This window comes from Bradyrhizobium lablabi, from assembly GCF_018131005.1.
In the GTDB taxonomy this organism is placed as follows: Bacteria; Pseudomonadota; Alphaproteobacteria; order Rhizobiales; family Xanthobacteraceae; genus Bradyrhizobium; species Bradyrhizobium lablabi_D.
Genome location: NZ_JAFCJK010000005.1, coordinates 226,845 through 242,944 on the forward strand (window position 1 = coordinate 226,845; position 16,100 = coordinate 242,944).

Sequence of the window (16,100 nt, forward strand, 5' to 3'; positions counted from 1 at the left end):
TATTGCTCTCGCTGAACATCGATGCATTTCGCTGGCTGCAATTCATGACCACCCTGTTCACCATCCTGTTCGACGGCGTCGCCTACGGCATGCTGCTGTTCGTGCTCGCCTGCGGGCTCGCCGTGACGCTCGGGCTGATGAACTTCGTCAACCTCGCGCACGGCGCTTTTGCGATGGCCGGCGGCTATGTCTGCGCGGTGCTCGTGAACAATTCCGGCTGGCCGTTCTTTGCGGCGCTGCCGCTCGCTTTCGTCGCCAGCGCCGCGATTGGTGTGCTGCTGGAACGCACGTTGTACCGCCATCTCTACGCCCGCAGTCATCTCGACCAGGTGCTGTTCTCGATAGGCCTCGTCTTCATGTCGGTAGCCGCGGTCGACTACATCATGGGATCGTCGCGGGTCTTCATCAAATTGCCGGCGGCGCTGGAAGGACAGATCGATGTGCTCGGCGTCGGGATCGGCCGGTACCGGCTGATGATCGTCGTGATCTGCGGCCTGCTCACGCTGGCGCTGCAACTCGTCCTTGCCAAGACGCGGTTCGGCAGCCGCCTGCGCGCCGCCGTGGACGATCCGCGCGCCGCGATTGGGCTCGGCATCAACGTGCCGCAAGTTTTCGCCTTCACCTTTGCCTTCGGCTGCGGGCTCGCCGGCCTCGGCGGCGCGCTGAGCGCCGAAATCCTCGGGCTCGATCCGTATTTTCCGCTCAAGTTCATGATCTACTTCCTGATCGTCGTAACCGTCGGCGGTTCATCCTCCATCACCGGTCCGTTCCTGGCCTCGCTGCTGCTCGGCATCGCCGACGTCGCCGGAAAATATTACGTGCCCAAGATGGGGCCGTTCGTGATCTACACCGTCATGATCGTGATCCTGCTCTGGCGCCCGAACGGTCTGTTCGGCCGCACAGCCGCGCGCTGAGCTCGCCATGACCGCACTCGCCGACGTCTCCTCTCATGCGATCGCCGGTGCGCGCTGGCGGATCGCCGAAGTCTCGTTTTGGCTCCTGGCGCTGGCCTGCGCCTTCCTGTTCCCTTCGCGCTACCTGATCATGACCGACATCCTGCGGCTTGCGCTGTTTGCGCTGTCGCTCGACCTGATCCTCGGCTATGCCGGCATTGTCTCGCTTGGCCACGCGGCCTTCTTCGGCGTCGGCGCCTACTGTGCCGGGCTGATGGCGCTGCACGGCATCATCAACGAACCCGTCATTGCGCTCGTTGTTGCCGGCCTCGTTGCGGCCGTGCTCGGGTTCCTGACCAGCTTTCTCGTTATCCGTGGCGTCGATCTGACGCGGCTGATGGTGACGCTCGGGATCGCACTGCTGCTGGAAGCGCTCGCCGAACGCTTCTCCAACATCACCGGCGGCACCGACGGGCTGCAGGGGATCGAGATGCATCCGATCCTCGGCCTGTTTGCCTTCGACATGTTCGGCAAGACCGGATTCTTCTACTCGCTCATCGTCCTGTTCATCCTGTTCCTGCTCGCGCGTCGCGTCGTGCATTCGCCGTTCGGCCTGTCGCTGCGCGCGATCAGGAACAATCCGCTACGCGCGGCGGCAATCGGCGTGCCGGTCAATCGGCGCCTGATCGCGATCTACACGCTGGCTGCCTTCTATGCCGGCATCGCCGGTGCGCTGTTTACGCAGACCACGGCGCTTGCTTCGCTCGACGTGTTCGCCTTTGAGCGGTCCGCCGACTTGATGCTGGTGCTCGTCATCGGAGGCACCGGCTATCTCTATGGCGGGCTGATCGGCGCCGTCGTGTTCAGGATGCTGCAGGAGCTGTTTCAGTCGATTACACCGCAATACTGGCTGTTCTGGATCGGCCTCGTATTGGTCGTGATCGTCCTGGTCGGCCGCGCGCGCATCCATCGCTGGGCGCTGTTCGTGCCGAACCTTATCATTCGCCAGTTCGCCGGACGCAAGGCCGTCGTCGCCGCTCCCGAGAGCGACGCATCATGACGATTGTGCTGGAAACCCGCGGGCTGGAGAAGTCGTTCGGTGGCCTTCGCGTTACCCGCGATCTCTCGCTGAAGATTGAGCAGGGCGCGCGCCACGCGTTGATCGGACCGAACGGTGCCGGCAAGACGACTGTCATCAATCAGCTCACCGGCGTGCTGAAGCCGAACGGCGGGCGCATCCTGCTCGAAGGCAACGACATCACCGATCTCTCCGTGCACAAGCGCGTGCTGCGCGGCCTGTCGCGCACTTTTCAGATCAACCAGCTCTATCCCGACCTGACCCCGCTGGAGACGGTAGGCCTCGCAGTCTCCGAACGGCTGGGGCGGGGTGGCGACTGGTGGCGGCGGATGGGGACGCGCGACGACGTCAATGTCGAGATCGCCGGGGTCCTGTCGAGTTTCCATCTGCTCGATGTGATGACCGAGCCGACGTCGACGCTGCCCTACGGCAAGCAGCGCTTGCTCGAGATCGCGGTGGCGATCGCAACCCGGCCGCGCGTGCTGCTGCTCGACGAGCCCGCCGCCGGCGTGCCGGAAAGCGAGCGCCACGACATCCTGGCGGCTGTCGCAGCGTTACCGCGCGACGTCACGGTGCTGCTGATCGAGCACGATATGGATCTGGTGTTTTCCTTCGCCGACCGGATCTCGGTGCTGGTCAATGGCGCGCTGCTTACCGAAGGCGCGCCGGAAGAGGTCGCGCGCGATCCGCAGGTGAAGGCGGTCTATCTCGGCGAGGCGACGGATGTCTGACCTCCTGTCGATCGAGGGCCTGCGCGCAGGTTATGGCGAGGCGGTGGTGCTGCCCGGCATGTCGCTGGCGCTCGCCGAGGGGCAGGTGCTGGCGCTGCTCGGCCGCAACGGCACCGGCAAGACCACGCTGATCAATTCGATCGTCGGCATCACCCGCCGTTTCGGCGGCAGCGTGTCGCTCGGCGGCTCCGACATCACGGCGATGCGCCCCGACCAGCGGGCGCGAGCCGGGATCGGCTGGGTACCTCAGGAGCGCAACATCTTCCGTTCGCTCACAGTTGAAGAAAACATGACTGCGGTGGCCCAGCCGGGGCCCTGGACGGTGGAGCGGGTGTATGAGATGTTTCCGCGGCTGAGGGAGCGGCGGAATAATTTCGGCAACCAACTGTCCGGCGGCGAGCAGCAGATGCTGGCGATCGGCCGCGCGTTGACGTTGAATCCGAAGGTACTGCTCCTGGACGAGCCGACCGAGGGCTTGGCGCCGATCATTGTTGAGGAATTACTAAAGGCGATCGGAACCATCACACGGTCCGGCGGCATTTGCTCGATCATCGTCGAGCAGAACGCGCAAAAGATCCTGGGGCTCGCGGACCGCGTTGTGATATTGGAGCGCGGCACGATCGTGCATGACGCCGCGGGCAGCGCGCTGAAGGCCGATCCCTCCGTCCTCGAGCGCCATCTCGGCGTCTCCGGGGCCAAAGCACATTGACGATGTCCGGGAGTTGACCATGCAGCGAACCAAGCCTCCTTTCCGCGCCGACGAGGTCGGCAGCCTGTTGCGGCCGCTCAAGATCAAGGAAGCCCGCGCCAAATTGGAGAAGGGCGAGATTCCGGCCGACGAGCTGCGCAAGGTCGAGGATTCCGAAATCGAGAAGGTCGTGCACAAGCAGGCCTCGATCGGCCTGAAGCTCGCGACCGACGGCGAATTCCGCCGCTCCTGGTGGCACTTCGACTTCCTCAGCCATCTGACCGGCTGTGAGCTGTTCCATCCCGACATGGGCATCCAGTTCGCGGGCGTGCAAACCCGCCATGACGCCATTCGCGTGATCGGCAAGCTCGACTTCCCCGACAACCATCCGATGCTCGGTCACTTCCGCTTCCTGAAGAAGTATGCCGACCAGGCGCATGTCACGCCGAAGATGACGATTCCGTCGCCGGCGGTGCTGCACTTCCGCGGCGGGCGCAAGCTGATCTCGAAGGAGGTCTATCCCGATCTCGAGGAGTTCTTCCAGGACCTCGGCAGGACCTACCGCAAGGCGGTGAAGGCGTTCTACGATGCCGGGTGCCGTTATCTGCAATTCGACGACACCGTGTGGGCCTATCTCTGCTCGCAGGACGAATTGCAGAAGGCGCGCGAACGCGGCGACAATCCTGATGGCCTTCAGGAGATCTACGCGCGCGTCATCAACTACGCAATCGCCGACCGTCCCTCCGACATGGTCATCACCACACATGTCTGCCGCGGCAATTTCCGCTCGACCTGGATTTCCTCCGGCGGCTACGAGCCGGTGGCGGAGACCTTGCTCGGCGGCACCAAATACGACGGCTACTTCCTCGAATATGATTCCGACCGCGCCGGTGGCTTCGAGCCGTTGCGCTATCTGCCCAAGGGCAACAAGGTCGTGGTGGTTGGCGTGATTACCTCGAAGTTCGGCGAGCTCGAGAACAAGGGCGACATCAAGCGGCGGCTCGAGGAAGCAGCCAAATTCGCCCCGATTGATCAGCTCGCGGTGTCGCCGCAGTGCGGCTTCGCCTCGACCGAGGAAGGTAACATCCTTTCCGAGGAAGAGCAGTGGGCCAAGCTCCGGCTCGCGGTCGAAGTCGCCGATGAGGTGTGGGGGAGATAAGCTATCTCGTCTCCTCCATCGCCAGGAGCGAAGCGACGAAGCGGTCCATTTTTTCTCCTTCCGCGGAAGGCATGGATTGCTTCACTGCCCTCGCAATAATGTGGAGAGAGGCATCAGGGGTTGATTTCCCCGGTGGGCAATTGGTGTTAGGACAGGTGGGCAGTCGTCCGCTGCCCACGACTGTCCAATGAGCTGTCTCTCACTGCCGGCCCCATGAAGAACGACGAAATCCTCGGCCAGATCTCGGAGTTTTGCCGTCGCGCCGACATGGCGGAGACGACATTCGGCCGCCGCGCGGTGAACGACGGCAAGCTCGTGCACCGGCTGCGCGAAGGCAAGCGCATCACCATCGATACGCTTGACCGCATCCATGCCTTCATTGCGGCCTCCACTCCGGGGGGCATCCCGCCGCCGCGCGGCCTCGTGGTGCCACCGGAAAAGCGCGACCCGAGGGGCAACTTCCGCTTTTTCGAGAACCGCCAGAAATACCTCCTGTTCGTCCATACCTGCAGCGAAAAGCGGGTGATTGCGGACCGGGTGGCATTGGAACTGTCCGCAATCCATCCCCGGCCGCCGGCGCTGCGCATTTTCGACGCCGGGATGGGCGACGGCACCGTGCTGGCGCGGGTGCTGCGGGCGATGCACGGCCGGTTTCCCCATATGCCGTTCTACATCGCGGGCAAGGAACTGAGCCTCGAGGACGTCCGCCTGACCCTCGACAAGGTGCCGGACCGCCTGTTCGAGCACCCCGCGACAGTCTTCGTGTTCACCAACATGTACTATGCCGAGGCACCCTGGCTGACGCCTCGGGCGGCCGCGGCTGCCTCCAGCATGATCTGGCACGAAGTGGCCCTGCGCGGGGCCTCCTCGGGTGAATTCGAGGCCCAAATCGCCGAGCTTGGCCCGTTTCTTGAGCAAAACTGGCGGGCCAATGTCAGCCCACGGACCGGCATGCCGATCTACGAGCGGCCGGTGGCCCTGGTCCTGTACCGGGACGACCACCGGTTCCTGCTCGATTCGATCATCCCGCGCGCCGGCCGGACCGACGCCAATTTCGACCTTGTGATTGCCTCGCAGCCTTATCGGGCCAAATCCTCCGTGAACTTCCGCGCAAAGCGCATTATCGCACCGCTCGCCCGGGCGCTGCGGTCGGGCGGGCGGTTGATAGGAATCCACTCTCACGGGCACGACCCGGGGCTCGAAATCATCCAGGCGGTATGGCCCGGAGAAAATCCTTTCGCTGTCAGCCGACATGAGATATTGCGCGCGGTGAAATACGAGCTGGGGTCGGCCGGGCGGGACCTTAACTTTAACGCCTATGCCGATAACCGTTCGATCTTCCGATATGATATGGAAGCGCTGCCGAACGAGGTGACCGGCTCGATTGGAACCTCCACGGCCTTTGCAGCGTGGAATGCGGCGGTGTATGTCGCCCAGATCGAAGATGACCGGTTGACTGAAATGACTGAAAGCGGGCGGACCCTCGATGCCACCAGAGAGGTTCTGCGCAAGCACAATGGGCTCTGGTTCTACGACGAATCCTACGTCATCTCGCGCCGCCGGGACTGACACTCCGTGACACACCATGACAAGAGCCGCCGGGATGGCGGCAACTAAGAGGTTTTGCTGATGCGCGCATCCTACCTGTTCACCAGCGAGTCGGTTTCCGAGGGCCATCCGGACAAGGTCTGCGACCGCATTTCGGACGAGATCGTCGACTTGTTCTACCGCGAGGGTCCGAAGGCGGGCATCGATCCCTGGGCGATCCGCGCCGCCTGCGAAACGCTTGCGACTACCAACAAGGTGGTGATCGCCGGTGAGACCCGTGGCCCGAGCTCGGTCACCAACGAGCAGATCGAGGGCGTCGTCCGCGCCGCGATCAAGGACATCGGCTACGAGCAGGACGGGTTCCACTGGGAGAAGTGCGACATCGATATCCTGCTGCATCCGCAGTCGGCCGACATCGCGCAGGGCGTCGACGCGCTTCAGCCGGGCGAGAAGAAGGAAGAGGGCGCGGGCGACCAGGGCATCATGTTCGGCTACGCCACCAACGAGACGCCGGACCTGATGCCGGCGCCGATCTTCTACGCCCACAAGATCCTGCGGCTGATCTCCGAAGCGCGCCACTCCGGCCGCGAGAAGGTGCTGGGTCCCGATTCCAAGAGCCAGGTCACCGTGCAGTACGAGAACGGCAAGCCGGTCGGCGTGCGCGAGATCGTGGTTTCCCACCAGCATCTCATCGAGGATCTCTCCTCCACCCAGATTCGCGATATCGTCGAGCCCTATGTGCGGGAGGCGCTGCCGAAGGACTGGATCAACGGCAAGACCATCTGGCACATCAATCCGACCGGAAAATTCTACATTGGCGGTCCCGACGGCGACTCCGGACTGACCGGGCGCAAGATCATCGTCGACACCTATGGCGGCGCGGCTCCGCATGGTGGCGGCGCGTTCTCCGGCAAGGACCCGACCAAGGTCGATCGCTCCGCTGCCTACGCCGCGCGCTATGTTGCCAAGAACATCGTCGCGGCCGGTCTCGCCGACCGTTGCACGCTGCAGCTTGCCTACGCGATCGGCGTGGCGCGGCCGCTGTCGATCTACATCGACACTCACGGTACCGGTAAGGTGTCGGAGGACGAGCTCGAAAAGGCGGCGGCAAAGGCGATGGACCTGACGCCGCGCGGCATCCGCACCCATCTCGACCTCAACCGCCCGATCTACGCGCGTACCGCGGCCTATGGCCATTTCGGCCGCACGCCCGACAATGAAGGCGGCTTCTCCTGGGAGAAGACCGATCTCGTCGAACCGCTGAAGCGCGCGCTTTAAGTCTTGCGTCAGTCCGGGGCGCTCGCGACGGCGGGCGACCCGGAGACGCCGATCCTTCATTTCGAGATTCCGCGGCCGCCTGATCGAGACGCCCCGGAACGACGAACCCAACAACAGGACGCTCTCATGAACGCCCCCACGAAACCTGGCTTCACCGACTACATCGTCAAGGACATCTCGCTCGCCGAGTTCGGCCGCAAGGAAATTTCGCTCGCCGAGACCGAGATGCCCGGTCTGATGGCGACCCGCGAGGAGTTCGGCCCCAAACAACCCCTGAAGGGCGCGCGCATCGCGGGCTCGCTGCACATGACGATCCAGACCGCCGTCCTGATCGAGACTCTGGCGGCGCTCGGCGCCGACATCCGCTGGGTCTCCTGCAACATCTATTCGACCCAGGATCACGCCGCAGCCGCAATCGCCGCCCGCGGCATTCCGGTGTTTGCGATCAAGGGCGAGACGCTTGCCGAGTACTGGGACTACACCGCAAAGCTGTTCGACTGGCATGGCGGGGGCACCCCCAACATGATCCTCGATGACGGCGGCGACGCCACCATGCTGGTGCATGCGGGCTATCGGGCCGAGCAGGGCGACACTGCGTTCCTCGACAAGCCTGGCTCCGAGGAGGAGGAAGTCTTCTATGCGCTGATCAAGCGGCTGCTGAAGGAGAAGCCGAAGGGCTGGTTCGCCGAGATCGCGAAGAACATCAAGGGTGTCTCGGAAGAGACCACGACCGGCGTGCATCGTCTCTATGAAATGGCGAACAAGGGCACGCTGCTGTTCCCGGCGATCAACGTCAACGATAGCGTGACCAAGTCGAAATTCGACAATCTCTATGGCTGCCGCGAGTCGCTGGTCGACGGCATCCGCCGCGGCACCGACGTGATGATGTCGGGCAAGGTCGCGATGGTCGCGGGCTTCGGCGACGTCGGCAAGGGCTCGGCCGCCTCGCTGCGTCAGGCCGGCTGCCGCGTCATGGTCTCCGAGGTCGATCCGATCTGCGCGCTGCAGGCGGCGATGGAAGGCTACGAGGTCGTGACCATGGAAGACGCGGCGCCGCGCGCCGACATCTTCGTCACCGCCACCGGCAACAAGGACATCATCACCATCGAGCACATGCGCGCGATGAAGGACCGCGCCATCGTCTGCAACATCGGCCACTTCGACAACGAGATCCAGATCGCGTCCTTGCGCAATTTGAAGTGGACCAACATCAAGCCGCAGGTCGACGAGATCGAATTCCCCGACAAGCACCGCATCATCCTGCTGTCGGAAGGCCGCCTGGTGAACCTCGGCAATGCGATGGGCCACCCGTCCTTCGTGATGTCGGCCTCCTTCACGAACCAGACGCTGGCGCAGATCGAACTGTTCGCCGACAACAAGGACGGCAAGTACGAAAAGAAGGTCTACGTGCTGCCGAAGGCGCTGGACGAGAAGGTCGCCCGCTTGCACCTTGCGAAGATCGGCGCCAGGCTGACCGAACTGCGCAAGGACCAGGCCGACTATATCGGCGTCAAGCAGGAAGGCCCCTACAAGTCGGATCACTACCGCTACTGATCCGCCGCGGTCACGATCGATACGCGCCAGGCCCCGGCATCGTCCGGGGCCTTTTGCTGTAGCGCCGCGTCCATCGTCTGATGCGCGGCCGCGCATGAACGCCCCGATGGAACGGTCGATCTCAGGCATACGGTTAACGCCCGATTAACCGGCGGCACATAGGCTTTCGAAGCCGGGGCTGCAGCGGAGGATTCGTTCTCATGGAAGCCCAGAGGATTGCGGTTGACGCCGTCGTTGCGCTGACCGATTGCGACCGTGACGCCGTCATCGCCTTTATCCGCAGGCTATATCTTTCGGGCGTTCGCGATCCGAAGCGCCTGACGTTCAAGGTTCTGCAGGCGCTGCGCGCCTGATTCCGATTCACGTTTCAAACAGTCAGTTCGCGGTGTTATCATCTGCGAATTGGAGGCATGACTATTGAGGATGCGCACTTGCATTCTCGCGGCGCGCTGCGTCCGAGTTCTGCGTCACTTTCCGCCCTCATCGAGAATTGAGGGCGCAGGGAAAGCCGGGCGCCGGTTCGCACCCATGGGTCCCGTGCAACAAAAAGCACGGGGGTAGGACCACAGGTGTAACCGGGAACAACCCGGCTTTCCCTGCGCGATGGTTTTACGGCTTCCTTCGTGATCTTCCCGGTGAGACCAGCTTTGTTGTCACCGTCATCAGTGAGAAGCTTGCCTCTCACGAACTTAACACCTGCATCGGGGCGTCAGAACCACACGACTTCGCCGTCCGCCTTGGCACGTTCGCCTCGTGTGCCGCAGCGTCCACCGCATCTCACCGCAACGTTCGTGACGATGGCGAGCGCCCCTCAATCGGGTGAGACGGCGGATTCGTAGTGCTGATTTGCCCGACGACGGAAGGGGAATATTTTTGCGCAAGGGACTGGACGACCCAAATCAGCTTGAGATTTCTTTCGAATTTTGATTTTCAGGGAGCGGCCGGGCCGCGTCGAGGAGAGCCTTCTTGCGAACGGTTTTCGTTTACAAAACTTCAAAATCCGTAGCTATGTCCCCGCATGGCGGATTTGCAACGCCCCTTCGACAAAGTGCGCGGCCGGCGTTCGGGGCCTTGCTCCGGGTGCCGGGGAATGGTGAAATAAGGGAACTATTGCGGACGGGGATGCGCCCTCTACCTGCGCATGTGGCTGCGGGCTTTGGCTGCCTTCACCGGAATGTGGTTCCGCAGCGCCGCTTATGGGTGGAGCGCGCCTGGGCCTGGATCCCGATCAGAGACAGACCATGTTGAAGCAACTCCTCGCGCCCCAGCTCGTCATTCTGTACGTGCTGGTGGCCTCCACGCTCTATGTGCATTTCCGCGGTCGTCAGCGGCTGCGTTTCGCGCGCCAGCTCGGCGATCACTCGACCTATCTCGCGCCCTATAACGTGCTGATGTATGCAGGTTCGGCCGTGCCGAACCAGCCGGTGATCCCGGTCGATAAATTCCCCGAACTCGCCAAGCTCAGCGAAAACTGGGAGACGATACGCGACGAGGCGGTGCGGCTGTTCGACGAAGGCTTTATCCGAGCGGCGGCGAAGAACAATGACTGGGGCTTCTATTCGTTTTTCAAGAGCGGCTGGAAGCGTTTCTATCTGAAGTGGTACGACGACTTCCTCCCGTCGGCGCGCACGCTGTGCCCGAAGACAGTCGAGCTGTTGAACTCGATCCCGAGCGTGCACGGCGCCATGTTTGCCATGCTGCCGCCCGGCGGCAAGCTCGGCGCGCATCGCGATCCCTTCGCCGGCTCGCTGCGCTATCATCTCGGCCTGGTAACGCCGAACTCGAACAAGTGCCGCATCCTGGTCGACGGCGTCGAATGCGTCTGGCGCGACGGCGAGGCCTTTATGTTCGACGAGACCTTCATCCACAGCGCGGAGAACGCGACCGACGTCAATCGCATCATCCTGTTCTGCGACGTCGAGCGCCCGATGAAGTACGGCTTCATGAGTGCGATGAACCGCTGGGTCAGCCACAACATCGTCAAGGCGTCCGCCACTCAGAACGTCGATGGCGAGCATGTCGGCGCGCTCAACAAGGTGTTCGGCAAGCTCTATGAGCTCCATCTCGCGAGTCGCAAGATCAAGGAGTGGAATCGCAACGTGTACTACACGCTGAAATATTCGGTGACCGTGCTGATCCTCGGTCTGATCGTAGTGTCGGCGTTGCGGTGATCGCGATACGGAATCGGCCTCGGCGCTGCACTCCATAAACGGAAGTGCGAATGCCTCGGCAGCACCGCGATCAGCGCTTTGGCGCGGACCGTCGATTGCGAGGTTCAGTACCTGCCAGGAGCTGATCGTACAATCGGTCGACCTCGCGCGCCTGATCGGGCGTGATATCCTCCCGATGCAAGGCTCTCAGCTCCTGATCGGTCGGCTGGTAATTGTGACCATTTTGAATCGGCCACTGCCGCACGTGAGGTGTCGGGGTATCCTCTGCAAATCCAACACTTGCGAGCGACAATGACGCCAGCGCCAATGCGACCCCGAAGACAATCTTGCTTGACATGGCTTGCTCTCAATCAGCTATCGAGCTCTAGAGGTAAGCTCGTCTCATCAGAGCTAGGAGGTCGAACACCGATCAACTCTCGGGGAGTTTGACATCCAAAAGCTCCGTCGAGACGCCACCTATCCGCGATCTAGGAAGCAATGCGACGACTTCAACGGCTTAGTTTTCGAAAAACAACGATCTTGTTTTGTTGGCACGTCGAACAAGAACGCGGCCAACGCTTTTGAGCGAAGCGCCAGCGGAGAGTGAAGAAAAAATAAAATCTGGAGCTTGGGTTGTGACCAATCAGAGCGGGTAAAGCTCGAAGTCCAGTTTCCAGAGGGGAAGGCGGGATAGGGCCCGCGGGTCAGGCATTTCCAATTCTGCCCGAACGCCGACACGACCCTGGTCCGCCGACGTCGGCTTTCGAAGAAGAGCACCCAAGCAATGGCGACCGGTTAGGCCGGCTGGCGCAACCCTGCCTCTTCCAGGCGCGGCAAGACTTCTTTTGCCAAGCGTTCGAGCCTCTCATCGTAGTCGAGCCACGTCAACAGCAATCCGTCGATGCCGGCGGCAGACAGCGCGGACATCGCATTGGCGACATCTTCGGCGGTGCCAAGAAGCGGGTAACCGCCCCAACCGGCTTTGATGGCGTAAGCCATATGGGCGATAACCCCATCGGGCATCGTCTTGGCGTTGGGTACATTCAACCGGATGAGATGCTCGACTGCCGCGTCGTCGCCATGGGTCACAATGTAGTCGTGGGCGTAAGCCTTGGCTTGTTCAGCTGTATCACGAAGAACAATGTAACAAGACATCCAAACGCTGATCTCCCTGCCAAATCGCTCCCGCGCCATATTACGATATTGATCGACCTGAGCCTTCACAAAGGCAGGGTCCGGATTCTGCGGAATGATAAACGCGACGTCGCAATTCTTGCCCGCAAATTCCTGACCGCGGGGTGAGCCGCCGGCATTCAACAGGACGGGCCGCAACTGCACGCCTCGAGGTTGGCTCATGGCCCCTTTGAGCTGGAAGTACCGACCCTCGAAATCAAAGCCCTTTGGCTCGGACCAGAAGCGATCGAACACTTTAAGCCACTCATCGGCATAATCGTATCGATCGGTGTGTTCTCTAAGCTTCACTCCGAACAATTCCTGCTCAGCGGGATACCAACCGCAGACGAGATTCATGCCTGCACGACCGTTCGAGATCAGATCTACCGTGGCCGCCGCCTTGGCAACAAAGATCGGTGGAATGAGAGTGACATGAAGCGTGCTGATGATCGCGATCCGCTCGGTAACCGCAGAGATCGCGCCCGCCCAGGTGAAGGTTTCCCAAATATCACCCGAATAGTGCCCGTCACCCCCAAACGCCTTCCAGTGTGCCGCCGAGACAAACGCTTCAACTCCCAGCGCGTCCGCCCTCTTGGCGAGACGAAGATTTGCATCCCACGTCGGCTTGAATCGGTCCGGATGAAAGGTGAAGGCCGCGCCAGGGCCATTGGTCGCAAACACTCCAAGCTTCAAGCGATTCTTACTCGTGCGAATGAGATTAGGCTTGGGTTCCTTGGTATCAGTCATGAGCGTCTCGGCCTCGGCTGCCTTGGAAGCTTGTATCAATCGCTCGTACTTCGGGCAAAGGCCAGCCTACGAGGGGAATCCACGTCGCCGCCCCCCGAAAATGCCGGGTGAGAGCGGTGAGGACAGGTGACGCCCGGCCTCGATGACATCCGGCATTATTTTTGAGGTCAGTCGGGTACCCAGCGAGTCTGCATGGGATGATGGCGGCCACTCACTAGTGTTGGCAGGGGTTGCTACAGTTTCATTTCTTGATGCGAGGATCGGGTTACGTTTGTAACTGCAATCCTGTTCGGGTGATTGAGGCGCTGGTCGAGGCGCTCGATTTGGCTGGGATGAGTTGTCCCGATCGCGGCCTGCGATATTTCCGGGTCAGGCCGTTTTCAAACGGCCAACACCCCGAGCGGGCGCGCCGAAGTTATGATCACGAGAGCCGCACGCTAAAGTGAACTTTCCCGGTCTAACCTAAAGAAAAGCTCATTCTTAGCTAGGTGCTGCTTGCAGAGTGCAGGTGGAGAGCGGGGGACCAAACTTTAGATGGTTCGCCATGAGCATGCTAAGCAACATTGCGGAGTCCGCAAGCCCGGTCGCGATTCAGAGGTCGGTCAGGCTTGTCACGCGTGGCATTTTTCGGGTCGTCAACAACTTCGTCGCCTACGTCATCGCGCAGCGTGAACATCAAGCCAACCTGGCCATTCTACGCAGGTGCCCCGAGCGCGACCTAAGGGATATAGGCCTCTCTCGGAGTCAGCTCGCCGGTGGTCTGGTTGAGGCCGCGAAGGAGCGAGCACGGCTTCAGAAGGAGCTGGCAAGCCGGAAATAACGCGAAATTCATCAACGGGCCTGGCAGCATGGGACGTTTTGCAACGACTGTTCACCTGTATGAGCAATTCCGGCCGTCGTATCCTCGGGCCTTCTTCCGTGAGGTCGCCGAGCATCTGGCGCTTTCCAAGCGCCACGCGCTGATCGATCTCGGCACTGGCCCGGGCCTGCTCGCGTTCGGCTTTTCCGATTATGTCGGACGCATTGTCGCGGTCGATCCCGAGCCGGAGATGCTGGCGGCCGCGCGAGAGGCTGCAAACCGGGCCAGACGGGAAGTGACGCTGGTCGAAAGCAGGGCTGAGGATTTGTCGGAGGACATCGGGCGCTTCGATCTGGTTACCATCGGACGGGCGCTCCACTGGCTGGACGAGACCAGTCTGGGCGCGCTGTTCGAACGGCTGGTGGCGCCGGGTGGTGTCGTGGCGATCTGCGCGTCCTCCTCCGCGACAGACGGGCGCAACCCATGGCTGGAAGAATACACCGCGGCGCGGCGCGCCTGGTCGGACGACAAGCTTTGGTCCCAGTCACGCTCGGGTAAGCGCGTGCATCGCGAGCTTTCGTTACTGCTGCAAGGCACCACATTTCAGGCAGCAGAGGTGATCCGGGTCGAGAGTGCGAACGAGATCAGTGTGGCTGACTTGGCGCACCGAATATTGACGTTTTCGTCTTCATCGCCGGCCGCGTTAGGCGAGAAGATCGAGCCGATGCTGCGCGATGTCGAGGCGCGCTTGATGCCGGCGAGCCGTAACGGTGTGCTGACCGAGATCGTTGTATCGACTGCGCAGATCGCGCGCCGGAAAAGTGTGTAGCGGTTCTCCCTCGCGACAAACGCGTAGCGTTTGCGCGGAGATCACTCCCAAGCAACAAGCCAAAGCGCGATGATGAGTCATCCTGATCTCATCGTGCTTTAGGATGGGGCCAAGCGTTGGTTCTGGCTGATGTGAGCTGCTCGGTGCAGGCAGCGTCATCCAGCCAAAGGGCAACGCGCCAAGCTTCGCCGGCAAGCCACGCGAGCCTATGGCGCGAGCTTTGCCAGCCCCTTCCAGTCGAAACTGATCCCGTGGCCGGGCCTCGTCGGCGCCAATGCCATGCCCTGATCGAGCACGAGCGCGTGTTCGATATAGCGATCGAGCCCGAAGCCGTGGGCTTCGAGATAGGAGCGGTTTGGGCAGGCGGCGAGCAGGTGCACGGTGATGTCATGGGCGCCGTGACTGGTGACGGGAAGGTTGAAGGCTTCCGCAAGCCTTGCGATTTTCATGAAGGAAGTAACGCCGCCGCAATTGGTGACGTCGGGCTCGGGATAGGATACCGCACCCGCTGCAATGTAGTTTTTGAAATCCCAGAGCGAACGCAGGTTTTCGCCGGCCGCGATCGGCACGCCGCCTGCCGCGAGGATGCGGGCGTGGCCGGCAACGTCGTCCGGAATGATCGGCTCCTCGAGCCAGGTGAGGTCGAAAGGTTGCAGCGCGCGGGCCGCGCGGATCGCCTCTTCCACCGTCCATTTCATGTTGGCATCCGCCATCAGCGGAAAGCCTTCGCCGAGATGTTTGCGCATCGCCTGAACGCGCTCAACATCTGATGCAAGATTGGGGCGACCCACCTTCATCTTGATGGCGCGAAAGCCTTTGGTGAGATTGTCATCGGTCTGTTCCAGGAGAGCCTCGACCGAGAGATCGAGGTCGATGCCGCCTGCATAGCAGGGCACGCGGGCATCAAAACCGCCAAGTAGACGGAACAGCGGCAGATTGGCGCGCCGCGCCTTCAAATCCCATAGCGCGATATCGAGCGCCGATAGCGCCAGCACGGCTGCTCCACCGCGCCCGCCATAGTGCAGGCCCCACCAGACATGATGCCAGATCGCTTCGGTGTCGGCGGCCTCGCGGTCCTCGATCAGCGCGGGGATTTCCCTTCGGAGGATGTCGGCGATCGCACCGCCATTGCGGCCGACCGTGTAGGTATAGCCCACGCCTTCGGCACTATCGCCATCGCGGATGCGGCAGGTGATAAGCTCGAACGCCTTGATTTCGCCATGCGTGCTGTCGGAGAGCGTAACGGCGAGGGGAATGCGGTAGAGTCCGGTCTCGACTGTCTCGATGCGTGCCATTTCGTTTTCCATCCCGGCCTTTTTCTTTTGCACGTTAAGTCGATTACGCGGGCCGGACAATCGCTGGCGATAGTTGGCTGACGACGGACGAGAGGCGGTTCGAGGCTCAGCTCATTGCTGACCGCCCATGCCACCGCCGCCGTGATCGCGCTGCCTCTGCCGGGCTAACGGCACGCCG

General features: G+C 61.9%; 14 protein-coding genes. 12 read left to right on the plus strand and 2 right to left on the minus strand.

Going from position 1 to position 16,100, the window contains the following annotated elements:
* The first annotated feature begins 44 nt into the window (after positions 1-44).
* The 10 genes from JQ553_RS17020 to JQ553_RS17065 all read left to right on the plus strand — a co-directional run bounded on the left by JQ553_RS17020 (position 45) and on the right by JQ553_RS17065 (position 11,100).
* On the plus strand, positions 45-914 hold the full coding sequence (locus JQ553_RS17020; RefSeq protein WP_212501131.1) for a branched-chain amino acid ABC transporter permease: 870 nt from the start codon (positions 45-47) through the stop codon (positions 912-914).
* 7 nt (positions 915-921) lie between these two features.
* On the plus strand, positions 922-1,953 hold the full coding sequence (locus JQ553_RS17025) for a branched-chain amino acid ABC transporter permease (RefSeq protein ID WP_212501132.1): 1,032 nt from the start codon (positions 922-924) through the stop codon (positions 1,951-1,953).
* Positions 1,950-2,702, plus strand: a complete 753-nt coding sequence (locus tag JQ553_RS17030) for an ABC transporter ATP-binding protein (protein WP_212501133.1) — start codon at positions 1,950-1,952, stop codon at positions 2,700-2,702. Before JQ553_RS17025 ends, JQ553_RS17030 begins: the two co-directional genes overlap by 4 nt.
* The gene (locus tag JQ553_RS17035; protein WP_212501134.1) at positions 2,695-3,411 is read left to right on the plus strand and encodes an ABC transporter ATP-binding protein; all 717 of its coding nucleotides are present in this window, start codon (positions 2,695-2,697) and stop codon (positions 3,409-3,411) included. The genes JQ553_RS17030 and JQ553_RS17035 overlap by 8 nt, the downstream gene beginning before the upstream one ends.
* A 19-nt stretch (positions 3,412-3,430) precedes the next feature.
* Entirely contained in the window at positions 3,431-4,549 is a 1,119-nt protein-coding gene (locus tag JQ553_RS17040; RefSeq protein ID WP_212501135.1) for a cobalamin-independent methionine synthase II family protein, read from the plus strand.
* A gap of 213 nt (positions 4,550-4,762) precedes the next feature.
* Positions 4,763-6,118, plus strand: coding sequence for a hypothetical protein (locus JQ553_RS17045; protein WP_212501136.1), 1,356 nt, complete (start codon positions 4,763-4,765; stop codon positions 6,116-6,118).
* 60 nt (positions 6,119-6,178) lie between these two features.
* Complete coding sequence (metK, locus tag JQ553_RS17050; RefSeq protein WP_212501137.1) at positions 6,179-7,375, plus strand: methionine adenosyltransferase; 1,197 nt, start codon at positions 6,179-6,181, stop codon at positions 7,373-7,375.
* A 126-nt stretch (positions 7,376-7,501) separates the two neighbouring features.
* Positions 7,502-8,929, plus strand: coding sequence for an adenosylhomocysteinase (gene ahcY, locus JQ553_RS17055; protein WP_212501138.1), 1,428 nt, complete (start codon positions 7,502-7,504; stop codon positions 8,927-8,929).
* 200 nt (positions 8,930-9,129) lie between these two features.
* Positions 9,130-9,282, plus strand: a complete 153-nt coding sequence (locus JQ553_RS17060; protein ID WP_212501139.1) for a hypothetical protein — start codon at positions 9,130-9,132, stop codon at positions 9,280-9,282.
* Between the two features lie 888 nt (positions 9,283-10,170).
* Positions 10,171-11,100: an aspartyl/asparaginyl beta-hydroxylase domain-containing protein gene (locus JQ553_RS17065; RefSeq protein WP_212501140.1), complete on the plus strand. Its 930-nt coding sequence runs from the start codon at positions 10,171-10,173 to the stop codon at positions 11,098-11,100.
* Between the two features lie 774 nt (positions 11,101-11,874).
* Here the strand turns inward: JQ553_RS17065 and JQ553_RS17070 are convergent.
* The gene (locus tag JQ553_RS17070; protein WP_212501141.1) at positions 11,875-12,999 is read right to left on the minus strand and encodes an LLM class flavin-dependent oxidoreductase; all 1,125 of its coding nucleotides are present in this window, start codon (positions 12,997-12,999) and stop codon (positions 11,875-11,877) included.
* 550 nt (positions 13,000-13,549) lie between these two features.
* Between JQ553_RS17070 and JQ553_RS35275 the strand changes: the two genes are divergently transcribed.
* Together JQ553_RS35275 and JQ553_RS17080 are read left to right on the plus strand one after the other, a co-directional pair.
* Positions 13,550-13,819: a DUF1127 domain-containing protein gene (locus JQ553_RS35275; protein WP_409363078.1), complete on the plus strand. Its 270-nt coding sequence runs from the start codon at positions 13,550-13,552 to the stop codon at positions 13,817-13,819.
* 28 nt (positions 13,820-13,847) lie between these two features.
* Positions 13,848-14,627 (plus strand): class I SAM-dependent methyltransferase, encoded by a 780-nt coding sequence (locus tag JQ553_RS17080; RefSeq protein ID WP_212501143.1) that lies wholly within the window; start codon positions 13,848-13,850, stop codon positions 14,625-14,627.
* A gap of 206 nt (positions 14,628-14,833) precedes the next feature.
* Here the strand turns inward: JQ553_RS17080 and JQ553_RS17085 are convergent, their stop codons facing one another.
* Positions 14,834-15,922 carry a mandelate racemase/muconate lactonizing enzyme family protein gene (locus JQ553_RS17085; protein WP_212501144.1) on the minus strand — a complete coding sequence of 363 codons (1,089 nt, stop codon included), beginning with the start codon at positions 15,920-15,922 and terminating at the stop codon, positions 14,834-14,836.
* Positions 15,923-16,100: the final 178 nt, after the last annotated feature.

Excerpts from the sequence above, each read along its gene's own strand:
- JQ553_RS17030 (WP_212501133.1), top strand. The coding sequence starts at position 1,950 with ATGACGATTGTGCTGGAAACCCGCGGGCTGGAGAAGTCGTTCGGTGGC.
- JQ553_RS17065 (WP_212501140.1), top strand. The coding sequence starts at position 10,171 with ATGTTGAAGCAACTCCTCGCGCCCCAGCTCGTCATTCTGTACGTGCTG.
- JQ553_RS17045 (WP_212501136.1), top strand. The coding sequence starts at position 4,763 with ATGAAGAACGACGAAATCCTCGGCCAGATCTCGGAGTTTTGCCGTCGC.
- ahcY (WP_212501138.1), top strand. The coding sequence starts at position 7,502 with ATGAACGCCCCCACGAAACCTGGCTTCACCGACTACATCGTCAAGGAC.
- JQ553_RS17020 (WP_212501131.1), top strand. The coding sequence starts at position 45 with ATGACCACCCTGTTCACCATCCTGTTCGACGGCGTCGCCTACGGCATG.
- JQ553_RS17040 (WP_212501135.1), top strand. The coding sequence starts at position 3,431 with ATGCAGCGAACCAAGCCTCCTTTCCGCGCCGACGAGGTCGGCAGCCTG.
- JQ553_RS17070 (WP_212501141.1), bottom strand. The coding sequence starts at position 12,999 with ATGACTGATACCAAGGAACCCAAGCCTAATCTCATTCGCACGAGTAAG.
- JQ553_RS17080 (WP_212501143.1), top strand. The coding sequence starts at position 13,848 with ATGGGACGTTTTGCAACGACTGTTCACCTGTATGAGCAATTCCGGCCG.
- JQ553_RS17085 (WP_212501144.1), bottom strand. The coding sequence starts at position 15,922 with ATGGCACGCATCGAGACAGTCGAGACCGGACTCTACCGCATTCCCCTC.
- JQ553_RS17025 (WP_212501132.1), top strand. The coding sequence starts at position 922 with ATGACCGCACTCGCCGACGTCTCCTCTCATGCGATCGCCGGTGCGCGC.
- metK (WP_212501137.1), top strand. The coding sequence starts at position 6,179 with ATGCGCGCATCCTACCTGTTCACCAGCGAGTCGGTTTCCGAGGGCCAT.
- JQ553_RS35275 (WP_409363078.1), top strand. The coding sequence starts at position 13,550 with ATGCTAAGCAACATTGCGGAGTCCGCAAGCCCGGTCGCGATTCAGAGG.
- JQ553_RS17060 (WP_212501139.1), top strand. The coding sequence starts at position 9,130 with ATGGAAGCCCAGAGGATTGCGGTTGACGCCGTCGTTGCGCTGACCGAT.
- JQ553_RS17035 (WP_212501134.1), top strand. The coding sequence starts at position 2,695 with ATGTCTGACCTCCTGTCGATCGAGGGCCTGCGCGCAGGTTATGGCGAG.